This is a genomic window from Umezawaea sp., from assembly GCF_036375055.1.
Taxonomy (GTDB): domain Bacteria; phylum Actinomycetota; class Actinomycetes; order Mycobacteriales; family Pseudonocardiaceae; genus Umezawaea.
Genome location: NZ_DASUSQ010000038.1, coordinates 1 through 26,790, shown reverse-complemented (window position 1 = coordinate 26,790; position 26,790 = coordinate 1). Strand labels below are relative to the sequence as shown.

19 protein-coding genes are annotated in these 26,790 nt (G+C 71.6%); 13 read left to right on the top strand and 6 right to left on the bottom strand.

The genetic code is table 11. From position 1 onward, the window contains the following. The first annotated feature begins 17 nt into the window (after positions 1 to 17). Together VFZ92_RS11455 and VFZ92_RS11450 are read left to right on the top strand one after the other, a co-directional pair. Positions 18 to 683: a response regulator transcription factor gene (locus VFZ92_RS11455; protein WP_330875833.1), complete on the top strand. Its 666-nt coding sequence runs from the start codon at positions 18 to 20 to the stop codon at positions 681 to 683. After that, positions 683 to 2,041: a HAMP domain-containing sensor histidine kinase gene (locus VFZ92_RS11450; RefSeq protein ID WP_330875832.1), complete on the top strand. Its 1,359-nt coding sequence runs from the start codon at positions 683 to 685 to the stop codon at positions 2,039 to 2,041. Before VFZ92_RS11455 ends, VFZ92_RS11450 begins: the two co-directional genes overlap by 1 nt. A gap of 21 nt (positions 2,042 to 2,062) precedes the next feature. Here the strand turns inward: VFZ92_RS11450 and VFZ92_RS11445 are convergent, their stop codons facing one another. After that, positions 2,063 to 2,989 carry a TAXI family TRAP transporter solute-binding subunit gene (locus VFZ92_RS11445; protein ID WP_330875831.1) on the bottom strand — a complete coding sequence of 309 codons (927 nt, stop codon included), beginning with the start codon at positions 2,987 to 2,989 and terminating at the stop codon, positions 2,063 to 2,065. 156 nt (positions 2,990 to 3,145) lie between these two features. On the opposite strand from VFZ92_RS11445, the gene dctA reads away from it, so the two are divergent. From dctA to VFZ92_RS11430, 3 genes are all read left to right on the top strand, one after another. Beyond that, entirely contained in the window at positions 3,146 to 4,528 is a 1,383-nt protein-coding gene (gene dctA / locus VFZ92_RS11440) for a C4-dicarboxylate transporter DctA (RefSeq protein WP_330875830.1), read from the top strand. A 524-nt stretch (positions 4,529 to 5,052) separates the two neighbouring features. Continuing rightward, positions 5,053 to 9,591: a glutamate synthase large subunit gene (gene gltB, locus VFZ92_RS11435; protein WP_330875829.1), complete on the top strand. Its 4,539-nt coding sequence runs from the start codon at positions 5,053 to 5,055 to the stop codon at positions 9,589 to 9,591. Continuing rightward, positions 9,584 to 11,089 (top strand): glutamate synthase subunit beta, encoded by a 1,506-nt coding sequence (locus VFZ92_RS11430; protein ID WP_330875828.1) that lies wholly within the window; start codon positions 9,584 to 9,586, stop codon positions 11,087 to 11,089. Before gltB ends, VFZ92_RS11430 begins: the two co-directional genes overlap by 8 nt. Before the next feature lie 115 nt (positions 11,090 to 11,204). Here VFZ92_RS11430 and VFZ92_RS11425 read toward each other — a convergent pair whose 3' ends face one another. After that, positions 11,205 to 13,208 (bottom strand): helicase-associated domain-containing protein, encoded by a 2,004-nt coding sequence (locus VFZ92_RS11425; protein WP_330875827.1) that lies wholly within the window; start codon positions 13,206 to 13,208, stop codon positions 11,205 to 11,207. Positions 13,209 to 13,301: 93 nt separating this feature from the next. On the opposite strand from VFZ92_RS11425, the gene VFZ92_RS11420 reads away from it, so the two are divergent. Then, a complete protein-coding gene (locus VFZ92_RS11420) occupies positions 13,302 to 13,955 on the top strand; it encodes a DUF2461 domain-containing protein (RefSeq protein WP_330875826.1) in 654 nt (217 codons plus the stop codon). Here VFZ92_RS11420 and VFZ92_RS11415 read toward each other — a convergent pair. Then, positions 13,933 to 14,274, bottom strand: coding sequence for a VanZ family protein (locus tag VFZ92_RS11415; RefSeq protein ID WP_330875825.1), 342 nt, complete (start codon positions 14,272 to 14,274; stop codon positions 13,933 to 13,935). The two genes, VFZ92_RS11420 and VFZ92_RS11415, sit on opposite strands and share 23 nt — an antisense overlap. A 106-nt stretch (positions 14,275 to 14,380) precedes the next feature. Here VFZ92_RS11415 and pyk point away from each other — a divergent pair, with 106 nt between their 5' ends. The 3 genes from pyk to VFZ92_RS11400 are packed head-to-tail and all read left to right on the top strand — an operon-like array spanning position 14,381 to position 17,391. Then, on the top strand, positions 14,381 to 15,805 hold the full coding sequence (pyk, locus tag VFZ92_RS11410) for a pyruvate kinase (RefSeq protein WP_330875824.1): 1,425 nt from the start codon (positions 14,381 to 14,383) through the stop codon (positions 15,803 to 15,805). 9 nt (positions 15,806 to 15,814) lie between these two features. Then, on the top strand, positions 15,815 to 16,744 hold the full coding sequence (gene tesB, locus VFZ92_RS11405; protein ID WP_414719867.1) for an acyl-CoA thioesterase II: 930 nt from the start codon (positions 15,815 to 15,817) through the stop codon (positions 16,742 to 16,744). Beyond that, positions 16,741 to 17,391 (top strand): 50S ribosomal protein L11 methyltransferase, encoded by a 651-nt coding sequence (locus VFZ92_RS11400; RefSeq protein WP_330875823.1) that lies wholly within the window; start codon positions 16,741 to 16,743, stop codon positions 17,389 to 17,391. Before tesB ends, VFZ92_RS11400 begins: the two co-directional genes overlap by 4 nt. A 7-nt stretch (positions 17,392 to 17,398) precedes the next feature. Here VFZ92_RS11400 and VFZ92_RS11395 read toward each other — a convergent pair whose 3' ends face one another. Continuing rightward, positions 17,399 to 17,905 carry an Lrp/AsnC family transcriptional regulator gene (locus VFZ92_RS11395; RefSeq protein ID WP_330875822.1) on the bottom strand — a complete coding sequence of 169 codons (507 nt, stop codon included), beginning with the start codon at positions 17,903 to 17,905 and terminating at the stop codon, positions 17,399 to 17,401. A 59-nt stretch (positions 17,906 to 17,964) separates the two neighbouring features. Here VFZ92_RS11395 and VFZ92_RS11390 point away from each other — a divergent pair, with 59 nt between their 5' ends. From VFZ92_RS11390 to dacB, 3 genes are all read left to right on the top strand, one after another. Next, positions 17,965 to 18,564, top strand: a complete 600-nt coding sequence (locus VFZ92_RS11390) for a LysE family translocator (protein WP_330875821.1) — start codon at positions 17,965 to 17,967, stop codon at positions 18,562 to 18,564. A gap of 57 nt (positions 18,565 to 18,621) precedes the next feature. Beyond that, entirely contained in the window at positions 18,622 to 20,058 is a 1,437-nt protein-coding gene (gene gndA, locus VFZ92_RS11385; RefSeq protein WP_330875820.1) for an NADP-dependent phosphogluconate dehydrogenase, read from the top strand. A 380-nt stretch (positions 20,059 to 20,438) separates the two neighbouring features. Further along, positions 20,439 to 21,992, top strand: a complete 1,554-nt coding sequence (gene dacB, locus VFZ92_RS11380; protein ID WP_330875819.1) for a D-alanyl-D-alanine carboxypeptidase/D-alanyl-D-alanine endopeptidase — start codon at positions 20,439 to 20,441, stop codon at positions 21,990 to 21,992. Positions 21,993 to 22,034: 42 nt separating this feature from the next. On the opposite strand, the gene VFZ92_RS11375 is transcribed toward dacB, so the two are convergent. Continuing rightward, the gene (locus VFZ92_RS11375; protein WP_330875818.1) at positions 22,035 to 22,916 is read right to left on the bottom strand and encodes a S41 family peptidase; all 882 of its coding nucleotides are present in this window, start codon (positions 22,914 to 22,916) and stop codon (positions 22,035 to 22,037) included. A gap of 56 nt (positions 22,917 to 22,972) precedes the next feature. On the opposite strand from VFZ92_RS11375, the gene VFZ92_RS11370 reads away from it, so the two are divergent. Beyond that, a complete protein-coding gene (locus VFZ92_RS11370; protein ID WP_330875817.1) occupies positions 22,973 to 23,473 on the top strand; it encodes a winged helix-turn-helix domain-containing protein in 501 nt (166 codons plus the stop codon). A 200-nt stretch (positions 23,474 to 23,673) separates the two neighbouring features. On the opposite strand, the gene VFZ92_RS11365 is transcribed toward VFZ92_RS11370, so the two are convergent. After that, complete coding sequence (locus tag VFZ92_RS11365) at positions 23,674 to 25,926, bottom strand: SulP family inorganic anion transporter (protein WP_330875816.1); 2,253 nt, start codon at positions 25,924 to 25,926, stop codon at positions 23,674 to 23,676. Positions 25,927 to 26,790: the final 864 nt, after the last annotated feature.

Here is a 26,790-nt window from a genome sequence, read left to right as displayed (position 1 = left end):
GCGCCTACCATCCCCCCATGCGCATCCTCGTCGTCGAAGATGACGACCGGGTGGCTCGTGGGTTGCTCACCGCTCTGCGGCACGCGGGCTACGAGGTCCACCGGGTCGGCACGGCCGCTGCCGCGGTGAAGGCGCCCGCCGCCGACGTGGTGCTGCTCGACCTCGGCCTGCCCGACGGCGACGGCCTGGACGTGCTGCGCGAACTGCGTCGCCGCGAGGGCACGGCCGTGATCACCGTGACCGCCAGGGGCGAGGAGCGCGAACGCGTGCTCGGGCTGCGGGCCGGAGCGGACGACTACGTGGTGAAGCCCTTCGGCACCGCCGAGCTGCTGGCGCGCATCGAGGCCGTGCTGCGGCGCACCCGCACCGCGCGGGCGTCGTCGGGGTCGGAGCGGTCTCTGCGGTTCGGGCCGCTGGTCCTCGACGCGGCGACCCGCGTCGTGACGCTGCGGGACGTGCCGGTCTCGTTGACGCGCAAGGAGTTCGACCTGCTCGCGCTGCTCGTCGGCCGGGCCGGTGCGGTGGTCAGCCGCGACCTGATCGTCGACCAGGTGTGGCAGTCCCACTGGGAGGCGCCGTCGCGGACGCTGGACACCCACATCGCCGCGCTGCGCGGCAAGCTCGGTGACGGGGTGCGGATCGAGACCGTCCGCGGTGTCGGCTACCGCGTGGCCGAGGCCTGATGCTGCGGCGGCTGCTGGTCCTCATCGTGCCGCTGCTGGTCGCGCTGGTCGCGGCCCTGGGCGTGCCGCTGGCGTTCGCGGTGGTGCAGGGCGAGACGCAGGAGACCTACCTGGACCGGCTCGGCGACGCCAGCCGGTTCGCGTCCCTCGCGGAGAACGCGCTCGCGTCCAACCGGCTGACGGCGTTGCGCGGCGAGCTGGAGCGCTACGACGAGCTGTACGGCATCGCGGTCGCGCTGGTCGGCACCGACAACAGGGTCATCGCCGACTCCGGCACGCCCATCGACCTGTCCCAGCCGACCCTGGACGACGGGCTGAAAGCGGCGTTCGGCGGCTTCCGCGGCGACACCGACCAGACCGTGTGGCCGTGGGAGGACACCCGGCTGGTCGTGGTCGAACCCGTCGGCCGGGACAGCGAGGTCGTCGCGGCGGTCGTCACGGTCTCGCCGACCGACCGGCTGCGCTCCTCGGTGCTCCGCCAGTGGGGCATCCTCGGCCTCCTCGGGCTGATCCCGATGATGGGTGTCGTGCTGGTCGCGTGGCCCATGTCGCGCTGGGTGCTGCGTCCGGTCCGGCGCCTGGACGAGGCCACCGCCGCCGTCGCGGGCGGTCGCCTGGACACCCGTGCCGACGAGGTGGGCGGTCCGCCGGAGCTGCGGCGGCTGGCGCGCTCGTTCAACACGATGGTCGACGTCGTCAGCCGCGCCCTGCGCAGGCAGCGCGACTTCGTCTCCGACGCCTCCCACCAGCTCCGCAACCCGCTGGCCAGCCTCAGGCTCGCGGTCGACAACCTCGCGCCGCACGTGTCCGGCGACGGCCTGGAAGCACAGCGGATCGCCGTCGACGAGGCCGAGGAGATGGGCCGCGTCCTCGACTCGCTGCTCGCCGCGACCCGGCTCGACAGCGCCTCGGCGGCCGAGCCGGTCGAACTGGACGCCCTGATGGTCACGCACGTGCCCGCCTGGAGGGCGCTCGCCGGTCAGGCCTCCGTCTCGTTGCGGGTCGACGTGCCCTCGGGTCTCGTCGTGCAGGCGCCCCCCGGCGGCCTGGGCAGCGTCCTGGACGAACTCGTCGGCAACGCCGTCAAGCTCTCCGGCGGCACCGCCGTGACGATCGCCGCTCGGCCGGGGGGCCCCTGGGTGGAACTCCACGTGACCGACGACGGCACCGGCCTGTCCGCCGAGGAGCGCACCGAGGCGGTCCGGCGCTTCTGGCGCTCCACCCGGCACCAGAACATCGCGGGCACCGGCCTCGGCCTCTCCATCTGCGCCGAGCTGATCACCTCGGCGGGCGGCGAGTTCCGCCTGGACGCGGCCGAGCCCCACGGCGTCGACGCGGTGGTCCGCCTGCGCGCCTGACCCTCCCGCGCCGGGAGGCGGTCAGCGCTTGACCGAGCGGAACCAGCGCGCGGCGCCGGGGTGCAGCGGCACCTGGCCCGTGGCGATGCCGGTGCGGACGTTGATCCTGCCCGCCTCCGGGTGCTCGGCGGCGATGCGCGCGGACTCGGTGAACACGGTGCGCGTCACCACCTCCACCACGTCGTCGGACAGGGAGTCGATGGCCAGCAGCAGGTTCGGGACCGAGACCGTGTCGTTCGCGGCGACGTCGCCGTACGTCGTGGCCGGGATCGTGGCGGGGACGTAGGGGCCGCGGAACTCGACCGTCAGCGCCTGCGCCTCCTGGGCGAGCGGCACCAGGCGGATCGGGAACTCCTTGGCCACCAGGCCGCTGATCGCGGGCGTGGGGATGCCGGTGAGCGCCATGAACGCGTCGATCGTGCCCTTCTCCAGCTCCTTGGCGGAATCGGCGTGGGCCATGCGCACGTCGACCGCCCGCACACCCAGCAGCCGCAGGAGCCGCACCGCGGTGAACTCGGTGCCGGACTCGACCGGTCCGAGGGACACCCGGTGGCCCGCCAGGTCGGCGAACGTCCGGATCGGTGACGCCTCCGGGACGACCAGGTGCAGGAAGCTGTCGTAGAGCCTGCCGATGGCCTTGATCCCGTCCAGGTCCTCCAGGTGCGTCACCGAGTCCAAAGAGGACAGTCCGAGGTGGGCCTCGCCCGCCTTCAGCAGGCGGAGGTTCTCCACCGACGCGCTGGTGTCCCTGGCGACCACCCTCGTGTTCGGGAGCTGGTCGGCCAGCGCCTCGGCCAGCGCTCCGCCGATCTCGCGGAACACCGCGCCCGCCGGGCCCGTCGCGAGCACCAGCTCGGCCAGTTCCGGGGTGTCGGTCGACGTGCACGCGGCGACCGGCAGACCTGCCGCGAGGGCGGCCAGCAGCGCGGTTCGACGGCTGAGCGGCACGGACGGAGCGTACGCCGAGGTCTGGGTGAACGGCGCGTGCCGGACTCGTTACGTCAGATGAATCCCAAGTTTCCTCGGGAGTCCTTGTTGTACGGGGTGCCTGTGCCCAGGATCACGAACCAACCAATCCCGCCGTCCGCCCCCCATGGAGGAGACGTGGCAGCCAGCCCACCCGGAGCAGCAGTACGCAAGCCGCTCTACCGGCACCTCTACTTCTGGGTGCTGGTCTCGATCGTCCTCGGTGTCATCGTCGGTTACGCCTTCCCCGCCCAGGCCAGCGAGATGAAGTGGCTGGCGGACCTGTTCGTCGCGCTCGTCAAGGTCGTCATCGCGCCCACCATCTTCTGCACGATCGTCGTCGGCATCGCCGGACTCGGGAACCTGGCCAAGGCGGGCGGGCTGGCGCTCCGCACGATCCTCTACTTCACCGCCATGACCACGGTCGCGCTGGCCATCGGCCTCGTCGTCGTGAACCTGGTCCAGCCCGGACACCACGGCGCCACCATCCCGATCAAGGACGGCGTCGCCGACAAGACCCTCCAGGACGCGTCGAGCGCCGACACCGGCATCACCGGCTTCGTGCTCAGCCTCGTGCCGAAGTCGTTCGTCGGCGCCTTCACCGACGGCCAGCTGATCCAGGTCCTCGTGATCGCCGTGCTCGTCGCGGTCGCCGTGGCGGGCATGGGCAAGCGCGGCGAGAAGGTCGTGTCCGCGCTCGACACGTTCGCCAAGGTCATGTTCGGCGTCATCAAGATCGTCATGTACGCGGCCCCGATCGGCGCGTTCGGCGGCATCGCCTACACGATCGGCAAGTTCGGCGGCAGCATCCTCGGCAAGCTCGCCTGGCTGATGGGGTCGTTCTACGTCACCTGCGTGCTGTTCGTCTTCGTCGTCCTCGGCGGCGTCGCCTGGTACGCCGGGTTCAACATCTTCAAGTTCCTGCGCTACATCAAGGACGAGCTGCTGATCGTGCTGGGCACGTCGTCCAGCGAGACCGTCCTCCCGCGCATGCTCGTCAAGCTGGAGGCGGCGGGCGCGGAGAAGTCCGTCGTCGGCCTCACCATCCCCACCGGCTACTCGTTCAACCTCGACGGCACGTGCATCTACCTGACCATGGGCGCCCTCTTCATCGCCCAGGCCACCGGCACGGACGTCGGCCTCGGCACCCAGATCGGCCTGCTGCTGTTCATGCTGCTCGCCAGCAAGGGCGCGGCGGGCGTCACGGGCGCGGGCCTGGTCACCCTGGCCGCCTCCCTCCAGGCGTTCGAGGCCAACAGCGCCATCCCCGCGGTCGGCATCGCGCTCATCGTCGGCATCGACCGGTTCATGTCCGAAGCCCGTGCGATCACGAACGTCATCGGCAACGGTGTCGGCACCCTCGTGGTCGCCCGCTGGCAGGGCCAGCTGGACCGGGACCGGCTGCGCGAGGTGCTCGACAACCCGTCCAGCGTGGACGTCGACCACCTGATCGACCAGCAGAGCGGTGACGACGTCGACGAGGACGAGAAGCGCGCACCCGCCGTGGCGGGCGCCCACTGACCAACCGGCCGCGAGTCCCGCCGCCGCGCACACCCCACCCACGCAGCGCGGCGGCGGGGCTCGCTCTCCACGGGGCCGCCTCCGGGCGGCCCTGTTTTTTGTCTACAGCCGACCGTGGACCGTCCTCCGCGCCTCGCCGTCCGTGACGCTGCGCTACCCGCTCGACCGATCGGTCCTGTTACCGCCCACTAACAGGGCCGCACACGCCCTGACCAGTACGGTTGTCCCGCTAGCCCCTGTGCGGCCACGTGTCGGCAACCTCTCACCGACGCGCGGGCGTCCGAACCCTCGGATATGCTGCGCTGTTGTAACCGGTTTCGAGGTGTAGGCCCACTGTCGTTCCGACAGCACGAATCGTTACGCGATCATGAGCAGGACCACCCATTGGAGGGTGATTCCACGTTTCGCGGCTGTTAAGGTCGCGTCAACACGCGGGCCACCGTCGTCCCGTGCCCAGAGACCGTTCGACAGGTCTGAGCACGAGGACATCGTTCTGCTACAGGACGACGAAGGAGGTCTGCGCTGTGATCTTCTCCGCCATCCCGGCCCCCCAGGGGCTCTACGACCCCACTGCGGAGCGTGACGCCTGCGGTGTGGCGATGGTGGCCGACATCGCTGGTCGGCGTTCGCACGGAATCGTGAACGACGCGCTGACGGCGTTGGCCAACCTGGAGCACCGGGGCGCCGCCGGGGCCGAGCCGACCAGCGGTGACGGAGCGGGCATCCTGCTCCAGCTGCCGGACGCGTTCCTGCGGGCCGTGGTCGACTTCGAGCTGCCGGAACGCGACGGCTACGCCGCCGGTATCGCGTTCCTCCCGCTCGACCCCGACGACCGGGCGAAGGCCGTCGCGATGGCCGAGCGGATCGCGGTCGAGGAGGGCCTGGTCGTGCTGGGCTGGCGGGACGTGCCCGTCGACCCCCTGGCCGCCGACGTCGGACCGACCGCGCTCTCCGTCGTGCCGCACTTCGCGATGCTGTTCGTGAGGTCGGAGGACGGCCACGAGGGCGTCGCGCTGGACCGCCTCACGTACTGCCTGCGCAAGCGGGTCGAGCGCGAGACCGCGTCCGCGAACGTGGGCGCGTACTTCCCGTCGCTGTCGGCCCGCACGCTCGTCTACAAGGGGATGCTCACGACCGGGCAGCTGCCCGTGTTCTTCCCCGACCTGCGCGACGAGCGCCTGGCGTCCGCCATCGCGCTCGTCCACAGCCGCTTCTCGACCAACACGTTCCCGTCGTGGCCGCTCGCGCACCCGTTCCGGTACGTGGCCCACAACGGCGAGATCAACACCGTGCGCGGCAACCGGAACCGGATGCGCGCCCGTGAGGCGCTGCTGCGGTCCGACCTGATCCCCGGCGACCTGACCAGGCTGTTCCCGATCTGCGACCCCGAGGGCTCTGACTCGGCGTCGATGGACGAGGTCCTGGAGCTGCTGCACCTGGGCGGTCGGTCGCTTCCGCACGCGGTCATGATGATGATCCCCGAGGCCTGGGAGAACCACGCCTCGATGAACCCCGCGCAGCGGGCGTTCTACCAGTTCCACGCCAGCCTGATGGAGCCGTGGGACGGGCCCGCGTGCGTCACGTTCACCGACGGCACGCTGGTCGGGGCGGTCCTGGACCGCAACGGCCTGCGCCCCGCCCGCTGGTGGCAGACGGCCGACGGCCGCGTGGTGCTGGCCAGCGAGACCGGTGTGCTGGACGTGCCGCCGAGCCAGGTCGTGGCCAAGGGCCGCCTCCAGCCGGGCCGCATGTTCCTGGTGGACACCGAGGCGGGCCGGATCGTCGACGACGCCGAGATCAAGTCCGGGCTGGCCGACGACCACCCGTACGACGAGTGGCTGCACGCAGGCCTGCTCCAGCTCGACGACCTCGCCGACCGCGAGCACGTGGTGCAGAGCCACGAGTCGGTCGTGCGCCGCCAGCTCACCTTCGGCTACACCGAGGAGGAGCTGCGCATCCTGCTCGCGCCCATGACGATCGGCGGCATGGAGCCGCTCGGCTCGATGGGCACGGACACCCCGGTCGCCGCGCTGTCGAAGCGCTCCCGGCTGCTCTACGACTACTTCGTGCAGAACTTCGCGCAGGTCACGAACCCGCCGCTGGACGCGATCCGCGAGGAGATCGTCACGTCGGTGTCGCGCGTGATGGGCCCGGAGCAGAACCTGCTCGACCCGTCACCGGTGTCCTGCCGGCACATCCAGCTCGACTACCCGGTGATCGACAACGACGAGCTGGCCAAGCTCATCCACATCAACGACGACGGTGACCTGCCGGGCTTCGCCTGCACGGTCCTGTCGGGCCTCTACGAGGTCGACGGCGGCGGCGAAGCGCTGGCGGCGGCGATCGAGCGGATGCGTCGCGAGGCGTCGGAGGCCATCGCGAACGGCGCTCGAACGCTCGTCCTGTCCGACCGCGACTCCGACCACCGGATGGCGCCGATCCCGTCGCTGCTGCTGGTCTCCGCGGTGCACCACCACCTGGTGCGCACCAAGGAGCGCCTGCGGGTCGCGCTCGTCGTCGAGACCGGCGACGCCCGCGAGGTGCACCACATCGCGGCGCTGCTGAGCTACGGCGCGGCGGCGATCAACCCCTACCTGGCTTTCGAGACGATCGAGGACCTGGTCAACACCGGCGCGATCACCGGCATCGAGCCGCGCAAGGCCGTGCGGCAGTACGTGTCCGCGCTGGTCAAGGGCGTCCTGAAGATCATGTCCAAGATGGGCATCTCGACGGTCGGCGCGTACACCGCGGCGCAGGTCTTCGAAGCCGTCGGCCTGTCGCACGACGTGCTCAACGAGTACTTCACCGGCACCGTGTCCAAGCTCGGCGGCGTCGGCCTCGACGTGCTCGCCGAGGAGGTCGCGATCCGGCACCGCCGGGCGTTCCCGGACAACCCGACCGACCGCTCGCACCGGCGGCTGGAGGTCGGCGGCGAGTACTCCTACCGCCGCGAGGGCGAGCTGCACCTGTTCACGCCGGAGACGGTGTTCCTGCTCCAGCACGCCACGAAGACCCGCAAGGCCGAGGTGTACCGCCAGTACACCGAGGAGGTCGAGCGCCTCGCCCGCGAGGGCGGCACGCTGCGCGGCCTGTTCGAGCTGCTCACCGAGGGCCGCCAGCCCGTGCCGATCGACGAGGTCGAGCCGGTCAGCTCCATCGTCAAGCGCTTCAACACCGGCGCCATGTCCTACGGCTCCATCTCGGCCGAGGCCCACGAGACGCTCGCCATCGCGATGAACCGGCTCGGCGGCCGGTCCAACAGCGGTGAGGGCGGCGAGGACCGCGAGCGCCTGTACGACCCCGAGCGGCGCTCGGCGGTCAAGCAGGTCGCGTCCGGCCGGTTCGGCGTGACCAGCGAGTACCTGGTCAACGGCACGGACATCCAGATCAAGATGGCGCAGGGCGCGAAGCCCGGCGAGGGCGGGCAGCTGCCCGGCTACAAGGTGTACCCGTGGATCGCGCGCACCCGGCACTCCACGCCGGGCGTCGGCCTCATCTCGCCGCCGCCGCACCACGACATCTACTCCATCGAGGACCTCGCGCAGCTCATCCACGACCTGAAGAACGCGAACGAGCAGGCCCGCGTCCACGTGAAGCTGGTCAGCGAGATCGGCGTCGGCACGGTCGCGACGGGCGTGGCGAAGGCGCACGCGGACGTCGTCCTGATCTCCGGCCACGACGGCGGCACCGGCGCGTCCCCGTTGAACTCGCTCAAGCACGCCGGGACGCCGTGGGAGATCGGGCTCGCCGAGACGCAGCAGACGTTGCTGCTCAACGGTTTGCGCGACCGCATCACGGTCCAGGTCGACGGCGCGCTGCGCACCGGCCGCGACGTCGTCGTGGCCGCGCTGCTCGGCGCGGAGGAGTTCGGCTTCGCGACCGCCCCGCTGATCGTCGCCGGGTGCGTGATGATGCGCGTCTGCCACCTGGACACCTGTCCGGTGGGCGTGGCGACGCAGAACCCGGTGCTGCGCGAGCGGTACACCGGCCAGGCCGACCACGTGGTGAACTTCTTCGAGTTCGTCGCGCAGGAGGTCCGGGAACACCTGGCGGCACTGGGTTTCCGCACGATCGACGAGGCCGTCGGCCACGCCGAGCTGCTGAACACCGCGCCCGCCATGGACCACTGGAAGGCCGACGGGCTCGACCTGTCGCCGGTCTTCGCGGTGCCGGAGACCCGGTACCCGTCGGCGAAGCGCCGCGTCCGCGACCAGGACCACGGCCTGGAGCACGCGCTGGACCGCACGCTGCTCCAGCTCGCCGAGGGTGCGCTGGAGGACGCGATCCCGGTGCGCCTGGAACTGCCGGTGCGCAACGTCAACCGCACCGTCGGCACGCTGCTGGGCGCGGAGGTCACCCGCCGCTTCGGCGGCGACGGCCTGCCGGACGACACGATCCACGTGACCCTCACCGGGTCCGCGGGGCAGTCGCTCGGCGCGTTCCTGCCCTCCGGCGTGACCCTCGACATGGTCGGCGACGCCAACGACTACGTCGGCAAGGGCCTGTCCGGTGGCCGCGTCGTCGTCCGCCCGCACGAGGACTCGGCGTTCGCCGCCGAACGCCAGGTGATCGCGGGCAACGTGATCGGCTACGGCGCCACCAGCGGCGAGATCTTCCTGCGCGGCCGGGTCGGCGAACGCTTCTGCGTCCGCAACTCCGGCGCGGTGGCCGTCTCCGAGGGCGTCGGCGACCACGCGTTCGAGTACATGACCGGTGGCCGCGCGGTGGTGCTCGGCCCGACCGGCCGCAACGTCGCCGCGGGCATGTCCGGCGGCATCGCCTACCTGCTGGACCTCGACCCCGCCGACGTGAACAAGGCGATGGTCGAACTCCAGCGCCCGTCGCCCGACGACCTCCGCTGGCTCAAGGAGATCGTCACCCGGCACCACCAGCTCACCGGATCCGCGGTGGCCGCCTCCCTGCTGGGCGACTGGCCCCGCCGTTCCGCGTCGTTCACCAAGGTCATGCCCCGCGACTACGCGCGCGTGCTCGAAGCGATGAGGCTCGCGCGCGCCGAAGGCCGGGACGTGGACACGGCGATCATGGAGGCCTCCCGTGGCTGACCCGCAGGGTTTTCTCAAGCACGACAGGGCCGACGCGAAGAAGCGGCCCGTGGACGAGCGCGTCCAGGACTGGCGCGAGGTCTACCAGACGCCCGAGCCGGAGGCCCGCGACAAGCAGGTCCGCACGCAGGCGAGCCGGTGCATGGACTGCGGCATCCCGTTCTGCCACTCCGGCAGCGCGGGTTGCCCGCTGGGCAACCTGATCCCGGAGTGGAACGACCTGGTTCGCCGCGGTGACTGGGAGTTGGCGTCGGACCGGCTCCACGCGACCAACAACTTCCCCGAGTTCACCGGCCGCCTCTGCCCCGCCCCGTGCGAGGCGGCGTGCGTCCTGGCGATCACCCCGGACGCCGGGGGAGCGGTCGCGATCAAGCGCGTCGAGCAGGCCATCGCCGACGTGTCGTGGGAGCAGGGCCTGGTGCACGCCAGCCAGTCCACGGTCTCCTCCGGCAAGAAGGTCGCCGTGGTCGGTTCCGGTCCGGCCGGTCTGGCCGCCGCCCAGCAGCTCACCCGCGCGGGCCACCACGTCACGGTCTACGAACGCGACGACCGGCTCGGCGGACTGCTGCGCTACGGCATCCCCGAGTTCAAGATGGAGAAGAAGGTCCTCGACCGGCGCCTGGCGCAGCTCCGCAAGGAGGGCACCAAGTTCGTCACCGGCGTCGAGGTCGGCGTGGACCTCACCGTGGAGCAGCTGCGCGCCGCGTTCGACGCCGTCGTGCTCGCCGTGGGCGCGCTGCGCGGCCGTGACGACACCACGACCCCCGGCCGCGAGCTGGACGGCGTGCACCTCGCGATGGACCACCTCGTCCCGGCGAACCGCGCGGTGGAGGGCGACGGCCCGTCCCCCCTGTCCGCGGCGGGCAAGCACGTGGTGGTGATCGGCGGCGGCGACACCGGGGCCGACTGCTACGGCACGGCCGTCCGCGAGGGCGCGGCGTCGGTGCTCCAGCTCGACCAGTACCCGATGCCCCCGTCGCAGCGCGACGACGAGCGCTCCCCGTGGCCCGTGTGGCCGTGGATCCTGCGCACCTACGCCGCCCACGAGGAGGCGGGCGAGCGGAGGTTCGCCGTGGCGGTGGAGAGCTTCGTCGGCGACGCCGAGGGCCACGTGCGCGAGATCAAGCTCCGCAAGGTGAGGGTGGAGAAGGACGCCAACGGCCGCCGCCAGGTCGTGCCGCTGTCCGAGGAGGTCGAGGTCCTGCCCGCCGACATGGTGCTGCTGGCCATCGGCTTCGAGGGCGTGGAGCACATGCGGCTGCTGGACGACCTGGACATCACCCTCACCCCGCGCGGCACCATCTCGTGCGGCGCCGACTGGCAGACCACGGCGCCCGGCGTCTTCGTCTGCGGCGACGCCCACCGCGGCGCGTCGCTGGTCGTGTGGGCCATCGCGGAGGGCCGCTCGGTCGCGAACGCGGTCGACCGCTTCCTGACCGGCTCCTCCGACCTGCCGTCCCCGGTGATCCCGAACCTGATCCCGCTGGCGGTCGTGTAGACCCGCTGTCCGGCCGCGACAACGGAGTCGCGGCCGGACAGTGCCTCACCGCCACGGTGGCGAGCCGGCGTGGTGCTCGACGTCCTCGACGAGGTGGGCGGCTGACCGCGGGGGATCACCCGAGCGCCCGCACCGACCGGATGTGGCTGACGGGGAACTCGCGCGGCCCGCCGTCGGTGGTGGCCGTCAGGTTCCCGGACGCGTGCCCGACCGGCGTGATCACGTGCCCGACCGTCCGCCGCGGCCCGCTGGCCACCTGGATCTCCACCGACGTCCCCGCGACCAGGGCCTCGGCCAGCAGGACCACCTCCGCGTCCGGCAGGAACAGCGACTGGTCCCGCAGCGTCCTGGCCGTGCTGATCCGCCGCGACTCGGCCTGCTTGGGCGGGGGTGGTGGTTCGGGCTGCTCCCGCTGGATCAGGTCGGCCGCCAGCCGCGACGCCTCCGTCCGCGTGAGCGGTGTGCGCCGGTGCGGCCGACCCGCCACCGGCTTCGGTCTGTTGGGCACGATCCGCCGCCGCTCCACCCGGCCGATGATCGGGGCGCCCGCGGGGTCGGACGACGTGGGCGCGTACCCCGCCGCCCGCAGCGCGTCCAGGGTCTCCTCGGCGGACTTCGACGAGGCCAGCACCCCCGGCCCCAGCACGACCAGCTCCAGGCAGCGCAGCGACCGGTGCTGCGCGATCTCGTCGAACAGCCCCGGATCCGCGGTCCGCACGCAGCAGGCCACCGGGGTGACGGTCACCTGCCCGTGCCGCCGCTCCACGTCCCGCACCAGGTGCGTCAACGGCTGCGGCAGCTCGTTCTCCGCGACCGCCGCCAGCTCGGCCAGCAACCGGTCCGCGTCCCGCCCGCCGTCCAGCGCCCGCCGCACGCTCTCGGCGGAGAACCGCCACACCGACGCCGTGTCCCGCTCGTCGGACTCCGCGACCGAGTCCAGCAGCGCGCTCAGCGGCGCCGTGGGCAGCCCGCTCACCACGGCGGTCAGGTCGGCCTGGAACCGCGCGACACCGGTGGCGGGTGGGATCAGCCGGTCGGCCGCCTCCTCCACCCCCTCGTCGACCAGGAGCGCGCGCCCCAGCTCGGTGAGGCACCCCAGCGACACCAGCCCGAGCGCCTCGGCCTCGGCGACCGCCGCGGCCGTGCACGCGGTGTTGTGCACGGCGGGCACGCGCCACGACAGCTCGGCCACCACGTCCCCGACGTTCACCACCACCGTGTCCGGCTCCTCGGCGAACCGGGTCAGCACGCCCGCTCGGATCGCGGCACCGAGGTCCGACACCTGGTCGGCCAGCGCCGACCGGGGTTTCGCCGTGGCGGGCGCCCAGTTCATCCGCGGCCACGCCCGCACGAGGTCGACCAGCCGCCGCGCGGGCGGGGCCGCGCGCCAGTCGTCCGACGTCGTCGACGGCAGCAGGTGCTGCGGCGTCTCCCCGCCGTTCACCAGCGCCCGCCGGTCCGGTTCCTCCACGGCCAGCAGTTCCGCGTGGACGGCCAGCTCCACCCACAGCCGCACCCGCTGCTCGTCGGCGTGCAGCACCGACGCCATCCGCCGCAGCTCCCGGATGCCGATGCCGCCGCCGTACCGCCGGACCGCGACGGCCTGGGCGTCGCACAGCTCGACGAGCCGGGTGACGCCGTCCACAGTGGACGACGCTGGGGCGGAGGCCGAGTCCTCGACGCACGTCCCCACCCGGTCCGACCGCCGCGCGGGCGGCGGCGCGGGCGTGATGCGCTCCGGCGGCGCGTCGATCGGCCGCAGACCGCCGATCGTCCGCAGGCACCCCTCGCCGATCGGCCACAGCAGCGCGGACTCCCGGAGCCTGGCCAGCGCGCGGGTGAAGCCGCGGTCCTGGCGCGCCACCCGCAGCGCCTTCGCCAGCACCTCCACGGACATGCCCTCGCCCAGGTGCAGCGCGGTGTTCAGCACGTCGAGGCAGCCCTGGTCGAGCGCGTCCACGGCGCGGCGGACGGAGGAGACGACGGAGAGCTCGTCGGCGAGCCTGCGCAGCGTGTGCGGCTGGGTCTCGGCCGCGTCCGCGCGGCGCAGGAGGATCTTCTCGAGGTCGGCGGGGTCGAGCTGGTGCAACCACGTCGCGAGCGCGGATCTCCTGGCCACTCAGCTGATTATGCACATCCCTCGGGCGCCGAAGAGGTGATTCCGACACGCCGAACGAATATGCCACCAATGGGGGAACGTAAGCTGTACGGCGTGGAATTCAGCGGATTCGGGGAACACGCGATCGACTTCTTCGACGGCTTGGAAGCGGACAACTCCAAGGTGTACTGGGAGGCCAACAAGGCCACCTACCAGCAGGACGTCCGCGCGCCGATGGTGGCGCTGCTCGCGGACCTCGCGCCGGAGTTCGGCGAGGGCAAGGTGTTCCGGCCTTTCCGGGACGTTCGTTTCAGCAAGGACAAGACGCCCTACAAGACGCATTGCGGCGGTGTCGTCGAACAGGGTCGCGGCGGCGGTGCCTTCTACGTCCAGGTCGGCGTCGAAGGGCTGCTGGTCGGCGGCGGGTCGTTCGCGATGGCGTCCGACCAGCTCGCGCGGTTCCGCACGGCCGTGGACGACGACCGGCGCGGGCGCGAGCTGGAGAAGATCCTGGCGAAGCTGGAGAAGTCCGGCTGGGACGTCCGGGGCGACCGGCTCAAGACCAAGCCCCGCGGCGTCGACCCGGAGCACCCGAGGCTCGAACTGCTCAAGCACCGGACGGTCTACGCGGCCAAGGTGTGGCCGCCGGACGACACCCTGCACGAGCCGGGCTGCGGCGAGCGCGTCCTGACGTCCTGGCGGGAGCTGAAGGCGTTCAACGAGTGGTGCGTCGACCACGTGGGCGTCAGCGAGAAGCCCTGGCGCTGACCCGGCGCGCGACGAGCACCGCCACGCCCCACCCGAGTCCGATGCCGACGACGTCGGTCAGCGCGTCCAGGACGTCGCCGCTGCGGTGGAGCGGGGTGATCAGCTCCTGGAGCACCTCGGACAGCGCCGCGTAGCCGACGAGCGCGAGCAGGATCCACCGCGGCCGGGCGAGCAGGCCGGTGAACGCGAGCAGGGCGAACAGCAGGCAGTGGACGACCTTGTCCGTGCCGGGCGGTGAGCTCGGCACGCCCGACTCCGGGGTGAACAGCACGATGACGCTGAGCGACATCGCGACCACGAACGGAAGATATTTGCGCACCAGCACCCCTATGTCCCCCGTGTTACCCCTGAATATCGTGCCTGTGAGCAACTTACCGACGGGTAGTTCGGGATCGGTCCAGTAAAGGGGACTATCCTCTCCCAACGTGAGTCGACGCGCAAAGATCGTCTGTACCATGGGCCCCGCTACCTCGTCCCCTGAGAAGGTGCGCGAGCTCGTAGCGGCCGGTATGGACGTGGCGAGGATGAACTTCAGCCACGGCAGCCATGCCGACCACAAGCAGGTCTACGACACCGTTCGCGCAGCCGCGAACGAGTCGGGGCGTGCGGTGGGCATCCTGGCGGACCTCCAGGGCCCCAAGATCCGCCTGGGCCGGTTCGCAGCCGGTCCCGTGGAATGGCGCACCGGTGACATCGTGCGCGTGACCGTCGAGGACGTGTCGGGCACGCACGACCGGGTCTCCACCACCTACAAGGAACTCGCCAAGGACGCCAAGGTCGGCGACCGGCTGCTCGTGGACGACGGCAAGGTGGGCCTCGTGGTCACCGACGTCGAGGGCCCGGACGTCGTCTGCGAGGTGACCGAAGGCGGTCCCGTCAGCAACAACAAGGGCTTGTCCCTGCCGGGCATGGACGTCTCCGTGCCCGCCATGTCCGAGAAGGACGTCGAGGACCTCGAGTTCGCGCTGTCGCTCGGCGTGGACTTCATCGCGCTGTCCTTCGTCCGCTCGCCCGCCGACATCGACCTGGTCCACCAGGTCATGGACCGCGTGGGCAGCAAGCGCCTCCCGGTGATCGCGAAGATCGAGAAGCCGGAAGCCGTGGACAACCTGGAGGCCATCGTCCTGGCCTTCGACGGCGTCATGGTCGCCCGCGGCGACCTCGGCGTCGAACTGCCGCTGGAGCACGTGCCCCTGGTGCAGAAGCGGGCGATCCAGATCGCCCGCGAGAACGCCAAGCCGGTCATCGTGGCGACCCAGATGCTCGACTCGATGATCACCAACTCCCGCCCGACCCGCGCCGAGACGTCCGACGTCGCGAACGCGGTGCTGGACGGCGCCGACGCCCTCATGCTCTCCGGTGAGACCAGCGTCGGCCGCTACGCCATCGAGTCCGTGCAGACGATGAGCCGCATCATCGTGGCCGTCGAGACCGAGTCGACCGTCGTGCCGCCGCTGACGCACGTCCCGCGCACCAAGCGCGGCGTGATCTCCTACGCGGCCCGCGACATCGGCGAGCGCCTCAACGCCAAGGCCCTGGTCGCGTTCACCCAGTCCGGCGACACCGTGCGGCGGCTCGCCCGCCTGCACACCCCGTTGCCGCTGCTCGCGTTCACGCCCGAGCAGGAGGTCCGCGCGCAGCTCTCGCTGACGTGGGGCACCGAGACGTTCCTGGTGCCGAAGGTGGAGTCGACGGACGAGATGGTCCGCCAGGTGGACCTCTCCATGCTCGACATCGGCCGCTACCAGGCGGGCGACCTGGTGGTCGTCGTGGCAGGCTCCCCTCCGGGGACCGTAGGCTCCACGAACCTCATCCGGGTGCACCGCCTGGGCGAGGACGACCACGCCTAGGAGAAGACGTTGACAGAGGCTGCCCGTGCCGCGGCCGCGCGTTTCGCGGCCCAGGACGCCCCGTTGGACAGCGACGGGGTCCCGCACGGGCAGCCCGTGCTCGACCGGCTCGTGGCGCTGCTCGACCTCGAACGCATCGAGGAGAACATCTTCCGCGGCGTGAGCCCCGCCGAATCCCCGGTCCGGGTGTTCGGCGGGCAGGTCGCGGGGCAAGCGCTCGTCGCGGCGGGCCGGACGGTGCCGCCCGAGCGCCACGTGCACTCGCTGCACTCGTACTTCATCCGCGGCGGTGACCCGACCGTGCCGATCGTCTACGAGGTCGACCGCATCCGCGACGGCCGCTCGTTCACGACCAGGCGCGTCGTCGGCATCCAGCACGGCAAGGCGATCTTCTCCCTGTCCGCCTCGTTCCAGAAGGACGAGACCGGCATGGACCACGCCGAGCCGATGCCGGACGTGCCGGACCCCGAGTCGCTGCCGACCTACGCCGAGGCGTCCAAGAGCTACCACGACCAGCTCGGCCACACGCGCCTGCCGAGGCCCATCGACGTCCGGTACGTCACCGAGCCGCCGTGGGAGTCCCGCGAGGACGGTCCGGGCGAGGCGCGCAGCCAGGTGTGGATGCGCGCGGACGGCAAGCTCGGCGACGACGCCCTGCTGCACGTCTGCGTGCTCGCCTACGCCTCGGACATGACGCTGCTGGACTCGATCCTGGTCAAGCACGGCGTCTACTGGGGCACGGACAAGGTCCTCGGCGCGAGCCTCGACCACGCCATGTGGTTCCACCGCCGGTTCCGCGCCGACGAGTGGTTCCTCTACGACTGCGCGTCCCCCAGCGCCTCCGGAGGGCGCGGCCTCGCGACCGGCAGGTTCTTCAGCCAGGACGGCAGGCTCGTCGCCACCGTGGTCCAGGAGGGGCTGCTGCGGGTCGTCTCGTGACCGACGTCCCCCTTCCCGGCGCCGCCTGGACCGCGTGGCACCGGCTCGGTACCACCCTCACCGCGAGCCCCGGTGTGCACCGCCCGACGGAGTTCTCCGGCCTGCTCGCGTCGACGTTGAGCGACGTGTGGGGCCGGACCGTCCTGGACGCCGGGTGCGGCGCCGGTCTGATCACCGTCGCGGCCCTGTCGGCGGGCGCGACCCACGTCGTCGCGCTGGACCGCGACGAGGCAGCGCTGCGCGACACGGCCGCCAACGTCGAACGGCTGCTGGGCGCCTCGGCCCGTGACCGGCTGTCGCTGTGGCAGGCGGATTTCACCCAGCTGGGCGTCCTGGACGCCGACGTGCTGGCCGTCAACCCGCCCCAACGCCCGTCGCACCTGCTCGACGCCGTGGAACCGGAGGACCGCCACCTGCACGACGGCGGCGGTCGGGACGGCTTGGACGGCCTCCGCCTGGTCCTCGACCACGCCCGCTGCCACGAGGTCCGCACCACCGCGGCCGACGTCCTGCCGCTGGAAACCCTCCGCCGCGCACCCCGCCGCCTCGCCACGGCCTCGCTGCCGGTGCACCCGTCGTGGCTGCCGCTGGTCCAGGCCGAGGAGGCGAAGGTCTCGGTCTGGGCGTTCGACCGCTCCGCGGGGTAAACCCGCGTCAGGGCTCCACCCGCCGCCGACGCGCCTTCACGCCCGTCGGCGGTGTGAGGGCGCGGGTCTCCACCCGTTCGAGCACCACCGAGCTGGTGAGGTTCCGCACCTCCGTCCTGGACGCGACCTTGTCCATCAGGAACGCCTGGAGGTGCGTGCTGTCCGTGACCGCGATGTGCACCAGGAAGTCCGCCTGCCCGCTCACGTGGAAGATCGACCGCGTTTCCGGCTGCGCCATCAGGAACTGGCGGAACGCGGCCACGACGGGCCGGGTGTGCGGGCGGACGTTGACCGAGACGACGGCCTCCAGCGACAGGCCGGTGGTGCGCGGGTCCACCACGGCGTGGAAGCCCGTGATGACACCGAGTTCGCGGAGGCGGCGCACGCGTTGCAGGCAGCTCGACGGCGCCAGACCGACCAGTTCGGCGAGGGTGCGGTTGGGGAGGGTCGCGTCGTTCTGCAACTCCTCCAGGATCCGCCAGTCCACCGAATCCAGTTCGGCTGTTTCTCTCACAACCGAACATCCTAGGTTTCCGCTGGTTTCCCGCCGAACCGGAAGCCGATGATCCCCGCGTGCACCTCACTTCCTTCCTGCTCGCGCTCGCGGTGATCGCGATCGTGCCGGGTCCGGACTTCGTCCTCGTCACCGGCAACGCCGTCCGCGGCGTGCGGCTCGGCGCCCTCACCGCGCTCGGCGTCGTGTGCGGGCTGCTCGTCCACGGCGCCCTCGCCACGCTCGGCGTGTCGGCGCTCGTGGTGGCCGTGCCCGCGGCCCTGCTGGCGATCAAGGTGGTCGGTGCCCTCTACCTCGCCCACCTCGGCGTCATGACGCTGCGCGCGGCCAGGAACGGCACGCTCACGGCAAGCCCCAAGGCGGTGTCGGGCCGGTCGGCGTTCCTCAGGGGCGTGCTGTGCGACCTGCTCAACCCGAAGGTCATGCTGACGTTCCTGAGCCTGATCCCGCAGGCCATGGACCCGTCCGCGCCGCCGCTGCCGCAGGCCGCGCTGCTGTCGGCGGTGACCGTCGGCGTGTTCGCCGCGTTCTGGGCGCTGGTGGTGCCGCTGGCCGGGAGGCTGGCCGTGGTGCTGGCCAGGCCGGGGGTCCGGCCGGTGTTCGAACGGCTGTGCGGCGCGACCCTCATCGGCATGGCTGCCACGGTTCTGGCGGCGTGACGGCGCTATGACGCTCGTCCCCTCGCACTGCGGCCGGATTTTAGGCAGGCTGTGCAGATGACAACCGAGGCAACGGCACGGATCGCGGTAACCGGACTCGCTGTGATGGGCAGCAACCTGGCCCGCAACCTCGCCCGGCACGGACACCGGGTAGCCGTCCACAACCGGTCCTACAGCAGGACCAAGCTCCTGATCGAACAGCACGGCCACGAGGGTGACTTCGTCCCGGCCGAGACCGCGGAAGAACTCGTCGCGAGCCTCCAGAAGCCCCGCCAGATCATCATCATGGTCAAGGCGGGCGCGCCCACCGACGCGGTGATCGACGAGCTGACGCCGCTGCTCGACGAGGGCGACATGGTGATCGACGGCGGCAACGCCCACTACGCCGACACCCGCCGCCGTGAAGCCGCGCTGCGCGAGAAGGGCCTGCACTTCGTCGGCGCGGGCATCTCCGGCGGCGAGGAGGGCGCGCTCAACGGCCCCAGCATCATGCCCGGCGGCTCCAAGGAGTCCTACGTCCACCTCGGCCCGGTGCTGGAGAGCATCGCGGCCGTCGTCGACGGCACCCCGTGCTGCGTCCACGTGGGACCGGACGGCGCGGGCCACTTCGTGAAGATGGTGCACAACGGCATCGAGTACGCCGACATGCAGCTCATCGCCGAGGCCTACGACCTGCTGCTGCGCGCGGGCGGCAAGACGCCCGCCGAGATCGCCGACGTGTTCCGCGAGTGGAACGAGGGCGACCTGGAGTCGTACCTCATCGAGATCACCGCCGACGTGCTGTCCCACGTGGACGCCGACAGCGGCAAGGCGCTCGTCGAGGTCATCGCCGACGAGGCCGAGCAGAAGGGCACCGGCCGCTGGACCGTCCAGGAGGCCCTGGAGCTGGGCGTTCCCGTCACGGGCATCGCCGAGGCCGTCTTCGCCCGCTCCCTGTCGGGCCGCGTGGACCAGCGCAAGGCCGTCCGCGACGCCTTCGGCGCGTCCGAGGTGGCCAAGACCGTGACCGACGGCCTGGTCGACGACGTCCGCCAGGCGCTGTACGCGTCCAAGGTGGTCGCCTACGCCCAGGGCTTCGACCAGATGCGCGCGGCCAGCAAGGAGTACGGCTGGGACCTGGACCTGGGCGCCATGGCCACGATCTGGCGCGGCGGCTGCATCATCCGCGCCCGCTTCCTCGACCGCATCCGCGAGGCCTACGACGGCAGCCCGGAACTGGCGTCCCTGCTCGTGGACGACTACTTCCGCGAAGCCGTCCAGAACGCCGAGGCGGCCTGGCGCCGAGTGGTCGTGGGCGCCGTCCAGGCAGGCGTCCCGGTCCCCGGCTTCGTCTCCGCACTGGCCTACTACGACGGCCTGCGCTCGGAGCGCCTCCCCGCCGCCCTGATCCAGGGGCTGCGCGACTTCTTCGGCGCCCACACCTACCGCCGCACCGACCGCGACGGCAGCTTCCACACCCTCTGGTCCGGCGACCGCAGCCAGGTCGACGCCTGACCAAACAACAACAAGAGCAACAAGAGCAAGAAAAAAACCAAACCACGACGGAACTGACAGCCACCGCTTGAGAACGTGGCCGATTTGACTTGGGGATTTGACCCTTGCAATTAGTCGGGCGGCAAGCTTCACCACCTGCCGTTTTGGCCCGACAAAGGGTCAAATGAGGGGTCCCCAGGTCAAATCGGCCACACCCCGCTGGAACTCGCAGCCGATACATCCGCTGGGACTCGCAGCCGACCAGCCCCAGGCGCCGGGCAGACCACCGAACTCCACGAGCGTTCCCGTCATGATCCGAGTGTGGACGAGGTGGGGAGGTTCCGTGGCGATGTGAGTGACCCTCATGACACCCGCCCCCCGGGTAGCGGCACAATCGGTTCATGATCCGAAGGCCACGACTGCTAGCCCTGCTCGCGTCCCTGACGCTCGTGCTCGGTCTCTCCGGCGGTGCCGCGACAGCGGTGGACGCCGACCCGCTCGCCGCGGACCTCGACCGCATCCTCTCCGACTCCCGCCTCGTGGGAGCCACCGTGGGACTGGTGGTGAAGGACGCCGACACCGGCGAGAACGTCTACACCAGATCCGGCAACACCCGCTTCCAGCCCGGTTCCACGGCCAAGCTGATCACCTCCGCCACGGCGCTCGACACCCTCGGCCCCGACCACCGCTGGACGACCGACCTGCGCTCGTCCGCGACCGTCCAGGGCACGGAGCTGGTCGGCGACCTGTTCCTGCGCGGCACCGGCGATCCGACGATGCTCGCCGCCGACTACGACGACCTGGCGGCGAAGCTCGCCGCGACCGGCCTGCGCACGGTGCGCGGCGCGCTGGTGGCCGACGACAGCTGGTTCGACTCGATCCCGCTCGGCACCGGCTGGGCGTGGGACGACGAGCCGTACTACTACAGCGCGCAGACCTCCGCGCTGACCATCGCGCCGGACACCGACTTCGACTCCGGCTCGGTCGCGGTCAAGGTGAGCCCCGGCGCCGCCGCGGGCCAGCCCGCGCAGGTCACCCTGATCCCGCCGGTCGACCTCACGATCCGCAACAACGCCACGACCAGCACCAACAGCGGCGTCTTCGTGCACCGCTCGCACGGCACGAACGTCGTCAACGTCGGCGGCTCGCTCGCGCCCGGTGCGGCGGCGTACTACGAGTACATCTCGATGAACGACCCGACCACGCTCGTCGCGGGCCTGTTCCGCAAGTCGTTGGCGGCGCACGGGATCACCGTCACCGGCGGCACCGAGTTCCGCGCGGCGCCCTCGACCGCGAAGGTGCTGGTCGAACACCAGTCGATGACCCTGCGCCAGCTGCTGATCCCGTTCCTCAAGCTCAGCAACAACCTGCACGCCGAGACGCTCATCAAGTCCATGGGCCGCAAGGTCTCCGGCCAGGGCACCTGGGCGGCGGGCATCAGCGCGCTGGAGGCGGCGCTGCCCGGCCTGGACGCGAACCCGTTGACGATGAACCTGTTCGACGGCTCCGGACTGTCCAGGATGGACCTGCTCTCGCCCGACCTGTTCGTGTCGGTGCTGCGCAAGGCGCGCAGCAAGCCGTGGTTCCAGGACTGGTACAGCGCGCTGCCGATCGCGGGCGTGCAGGACCGGTTCGTCGGCGGCACGCTCCGCAACCGCATGGGCGGCACGGCCGCCGCGAACAACCTGCACGCCAAGACCGGCTCGATGACGGGCGTGACGGCGCTGTCCGGCTACGTCACGAACGCCGACGGCCGCAAGCTGGTGTTCTCGTTGATGCAGAACGACTTCGTGTCGGGTCCGCCGCGTGACATCGAGGACGCCATCGCCGTCCGGCTCGCGTCGGACAAGGCCGGTCAGGCCCAGCCGCAGGTGCAGTCGAAGCGCCAGGCGCCCGCCCCGACCAAGGGGGACCGCAGGACGGACCTGGAGTGCAGCTGGACCAAGTCCTGCTGACCTAGGCCGTTGGAGGGGGTCCGTCGTTCGCGGCGGGCCCCCTCATCGCGCCAGGGCCTCGTGGAGCGCGCGGTCCAGCGCGTCCTCGGCGGGGACCTCGATGTCCGGGCCCACGCCGACCAGTTCCCAGTTGGTGCCCGACACCGGGTTGATCGCCCGCCCGGTCGGGACGGTCGCCTCCAGGTGCGGGTGCACCCTGAACCCCCGCCGCGGGTGCGCGCCCCCGCCGGTCCGCTCGCCGACGACGGTCGCGCGGCCGAGCTGTTGCAGGTCGTAGGCCAGTTCCTCGGCGCCGGAGAACGTGCGGGGGCTGGTGAGCACGTAGATCGGCTTGGTGCCGCCGAACCGCTCGCCCGGCACGTGCGCGGGGCTCCACGACTGGCTGTAGGTCTCGCCGTCGCGGAAGTACATCGTGTTCAGGTGGGTCGGCTCGTCCAGCAGGTAGCCGCAGACCAGCGCCACCGTCGCCGGGTCGCCGCCGCGGTTCTCCCGCAGGTCGAGGATCAGCGCCTCCGCTCCGGCCACGAGGGTGAGCGCGGCGGCGACCGCTCCGCCGGACACCTCGACCGGGAACAGCAGCGGTGCCAGCTCCAGGTGCGCGACCCCGCCGTCCAGCGCGCGCAGCCGCGGCACGCCGTTGAGCGAGAGCTTGGCCTCCCTCGTCATCTCCTGGATCGCCGCGGCGTCGTCGCCGTCCGGGATCACGTCGGTGTGGTGCTTGAGCCGCAGGTGGCGGTCGCCGTTGACGGACTGGAGGTCGGCCGTGACGAGCCTGCCCAGTTCCTCCGCGGTGTCGGCGGAGGCGTAGGCGCCCTCGGTGTTCCGCTTGTGCAGCACCGCGTCCAGCTCGGCGGCGACCTCCGGGAAGACGTAGTGCTCCACGAGGAGCGCGCGGATCTCCGTGACGATCGAGGCGGTGTCCATGAGCCCAGTCTCGGGTCGGGGTTGCGAAAGCGTCAAGAGAATTAGACACTTTCGTCATGAGCGATCCGCCCCCTGGGGAAGTCCTGGAGATCGGCACCCCCGAGCAGTTCAAGGCCCTCTCGCACCCGACGCGGCAACGATTGCTGTTCGCGCTGGGGCAGGAGCCCGCCACGATCAGCGGACTCGCCGCGGCGCTGGCCGTCCACAAGGGATCGGTGGGGCACCACCTCAAGGTGCTGCGCGACGCGGGCATGGTGAGGGTCGCCGAGACGCGCCAGGTGCGCGGCGGCACCGAGCAGCTCTACCAGCGGACCGCGCGCAAGCTCGTGGTCCACGAGGCCCCGGCCGAGCACAACGCCGCCGTGTTCGCCGCGATGGCCCACGAGGTGAGCCGCGCGTCGGAACCGCTGGTCTCGCTGCGCCACCTGAGGTTGACGGCCTCCGCCGCCGAACGGCTCGGCGTCGAGCTGCAACGCCTGCTCGACGAGGCTGAGGACGGGGGCGACCAGGAGGCCGTCCACGGCGTTCTCGTGGCGCTCTACCGCAGGTCGGAGTAGGTCCGCTCACAAATTGTCAGACCCCGTCCGTACCGTCTCGACCATGCCCACCGCAGCCTTCGCCGCCCGCACCACGTCGCCCGCTCACGCCACCGCGCCCTGGCCGGGCCACGTCGCCCGGCCTGCGCGCCGCAGCGCTTCCGGCGGTTCCCCGTGGGTCGCGCGCCGGTTCCCCGCCGCGCGACCCGATCCCCGCGACGTCAGTGGTTCGCGGGGGTGCGGAGCGGTTCCAGGGCGTTGCGGTCCGGGTTCACGAGGTAGACGCGGGCCGCGGAGATGTCGAAGTACATGCCGACCAGGCGGAGCGCGCCCGCGTTGACCGCTTCGCGCACGGAGGGGTAGGTGAGGAGGTTGTCCAGCTGCTGGGCGACGTTGGCGACGCTGAGCCGTTCCACGACCGGCAGGTCGTGGGACCCGGCGGGTTCGTGGAAGCGGATCAGGCTGGGGTCGGCGTGGCGCAGCCACGAGGTCAGCGCGGTGCCGGGCCGGGTGCCGCCGTTGACCAGCGCGCTCATCGCGCCGCAGTGGGAGTGGCCGCAGACGGCGATCGTGCCGACCCCCAGCACGTCGACGGCGTACTCGATCGCGGCGCCCACCGAGTCCTCGGTGCCGCTGGCCGGGACGAGGTTGCCGATGTTGCGGACGCAGAACAGGTCGCCGGGGCCGCTGCTGGTGATGAGGTTCGGGACCACGCGCGAGTCGGCGCACGTGATGAACAGCTGCTGGGGGCGTTGGCCGCGTGCCGCCAGCTCGGCGAGGAAGGGGCGGACCAGCGGCGCGGAGTTCCGCTCGAACTCGTGCATGCCGCGGATCATCGGGTCGGTGTCGCCGCGCTGCGTCGGGAGCACCACGTCGGCGGCGTCGCCGGGGCGGGTGCGCTGCCAGTGCGACCACGGCGCGAACCAGCGCGGCAGCGGAGACGGGGGAGTCTTGCGAAGACCGGGCTTGCCGCCGATGGCCTTGCGGAACCAGGTGTCGTGCACCTCGTCGACGTCGACCTGGCCGCCGAGCCGCTGGTAGCCGCCGCGCCAGTCGTCGATCGCCTCGAACGCGGCGTGGTCCATGAAGTCGATGTGCAGCTCCAGGACGACGCGCTTGCCCAGCGGGATGCGGCGGAGTTCGCGCACGAGCCTGCTCACCCCGAGGAACACCAGTGAGCCGCGGATCGAGACCCGCCAGCCGTCGGGCTCCTCGTCGACGCGCACGGTGCTGTGGGTCAACCGGTACAGCGACCTGAGCACGGCGATGGCCATCCCGATCAGGACGCCTTCCACCAGGCCGAACACGAGCACGCCCGCGACCGTGCCGACGTAGGGCGTGATCTCGCCGTGCTGGGCGAGCTTGCGCACCCGGTTGCGGCTCACCAGGCGCAGACCGACCACGAGGAGGACACCGGCCAGACCCGCGAGGGGGATCAGTTCCAGCAGTCCGCCGAGGGCGACCACGAAGACGACGATCCAGAAGCCGTGCAGGACGGTCGCGGCACGCGTGCGCGCGCCCGCGGCCACGTTCGCCGAACCGCGGATGATGCCACCGCTGACCGGCAGGCCGCCGAGCGCGCCGGACACGGCGTTCGCCGCGCCCTGCGCGACGAGTTCGCGGTCCAGGTCGGCGCGCGGGCCGTCGTGCAGCTTGTCCACCGCCACGGCGGACAGCAGCGACTCCATGCTGGCCACGAGCGCGACGGTCACCACCGCGAGCGCCACGCCACCGACGCTGCCGTCCGGCAGGCGGGGGAGGACGACGTCGGTCAGGGGTGCGTCGGGGAGGTCCACTGTGGACACGTCGAGTCGGAGGGCGATGGCGGTCGCGGTCGCGGCCAGCACCGCCGCCAGCGGGGCGGGCACCAGGGCCGCGCGGGGGATCCTGCGCCACATCAGCATCACGGCGATGGCGACGGCACCCACGACGACCGAGCCGAAGTGGGAGCCGCGCAGTTCCGCGGGCAGTTCGGCGAGGTTCGCCAGCGTCGTCGCGTGGACGTGACCGCCGAGCACGATCACCAGCTGCCCCAGGGCGATGCTGATGCCGATGCCCGCCAGCATCCCGTGCACCACGGCGGGCGACAGGGACAGCGCCAGCCTGGCCACCTTCGTCACACCCAGGACGATCTGCACCAGGCCGGCGGCCAGGGTGATCGCCGCCGTGGCGGCCCAGCCGTAGTCGAGGACCAGTCCGGCCGTGACGACCATGACACCGGTCGCGGCACCGCTGACCTGGAGGGGAGCGCCGCCGAACAGTCCGGCGACGACGCCGCCCACGACGGACGCGATGAGTCCGGAGATGAGCGGCGCACCCGTGGCCGCCGCGACGCCGAGGGACAGCGGGACGGCCAGGAGGAAGAGCACGAACGAGGCGGGGAGGTCGAACCGGAGCGACGCGGGGAAGCGGAGCGGAGGGCCGGCCGTGGTGTGTTCACCTGCGTGGGACTTGTTGGAGCGGGGGCGGTTCATGGTGACCCTTCAGGCGGTGTGGTGGTTGTTCGCGCGGTGGCGCGGGTCGAGCGGTGTGGATTGGCGGCCGCGCGGGCGAGCGGTGCGGGCCGGTGGAGTGGGTTGAGTGGTGTGGGGCGGCGGCGTGAGTTGGCCGAGCTGTCCGGGGCGGGCGGTGTGGGGGTGGCGGGGTGCGCGGGTGTTGTTTCGCGGTGCTGTGGTGAGCCGGCATCGCGCGGGATGTTGTTGGTGGGGCGGCGATTCGGTGTCGGTGGCGGAGCGGGGTGCGCGACGGTGGTGGTCGGCGCGGTGCGGTTTTCGCGCTGCGGCGGTGTCGGCTAGCGCGCCGTTAAGGGGACGCCGCGTGCTGAAGGCAGCACGAGGTGCTGCCGGAAGGCGGCGAGTGCTGACTCGGCCTCGGCGCGGTGAGTATGGGACGCCAAGAGGCACCTCCGTGTCGGCACCGTGGACGTGTCGGCACAACCCGCGTCGGGACTTCCCGATCCGTGATCGGGAGGTCGCGTCCTGTCCATGATGGACGATGGTGTGGGGAAATCGACACGGGTTTCAACCGGACGTGTCGATCATCAGAGTGAGGTCACGCCAGGTAGTGGCACTGGCGCGCGGAGACCGAGGAGGGACCGTGGCGGAACCGACCCCGGTCGGGGGGTCGTGGTCGGTTCCGCCACGGTCGGTGCCGAACGACGCCGAAGGGGTGGGGGAAGAAGCGTCGTCCGGGGAATCGGGGTGTTGTGGTCTTCGGGCGCGGGGCACGACACGGGCGCGGGTTCGGGTCGCTGGCGAGCGTGGTCCGATCCTCGGTGCGGTCGTGCGGTCGTGCGGTCGTGCGGTCGTGCGGTCGTGCGGTCGTGCGGTCGTGCGGTC

Excerpts from the sequence above, each read along its gene's own strand:
- VFZ92_RS11455 (WP_330875833.1), top strand. The coding sequence starts at position 18 with ATGCGCATCCTCGTCGTCGAAGATGACGACCGGGTGGCTCGTGGGTTG.
- VFZ92_RS11450 (WP_330875832.1), top strand. The coding sequence starts at position 683 with ATGCTGCGGCGGCTGCTGGTCCTCATCGTGCCGCTGCTGGTCGCGCTG.
- gndA (WP_330875820.1), top strand. The coding sequence starts at position 18,622 with ATGACAACCGAGGCAACGGCACGGATCGCGGTAACCGGACTCGCTGTG.
- dacB (WP_330875819.1), top strand. The coding sequence starts at position 20,439 with ATGATCCGAAGGCCACGACTGCTAGCCCTGCTCGCGTCCCTGACGCTC.
- VFZ92_RS11375 (WP_330875818.1), bottom strand. The coding sequence starts at position 22,916 with ATGGACACCGCCTCGATCGTCACGGAGATCCGCGCGCTCCTCGTGGAG.
- VFZ92_RS11370 (WP_330875817.1), top strand. The coding sequence starts at position 22,973 with ATGAGCGATCCGCCCCCTGGGGAAGTCCTGGAGATCGGCACCCCCGAG.
- VFZ92_RS11365 (WP_330875816.1), bottom strand. The coding sequence starts at position 25,926 with ATGAACCGCCCCCGCTCCAACAAGTCCCACGCAGGTGAACACACCACG.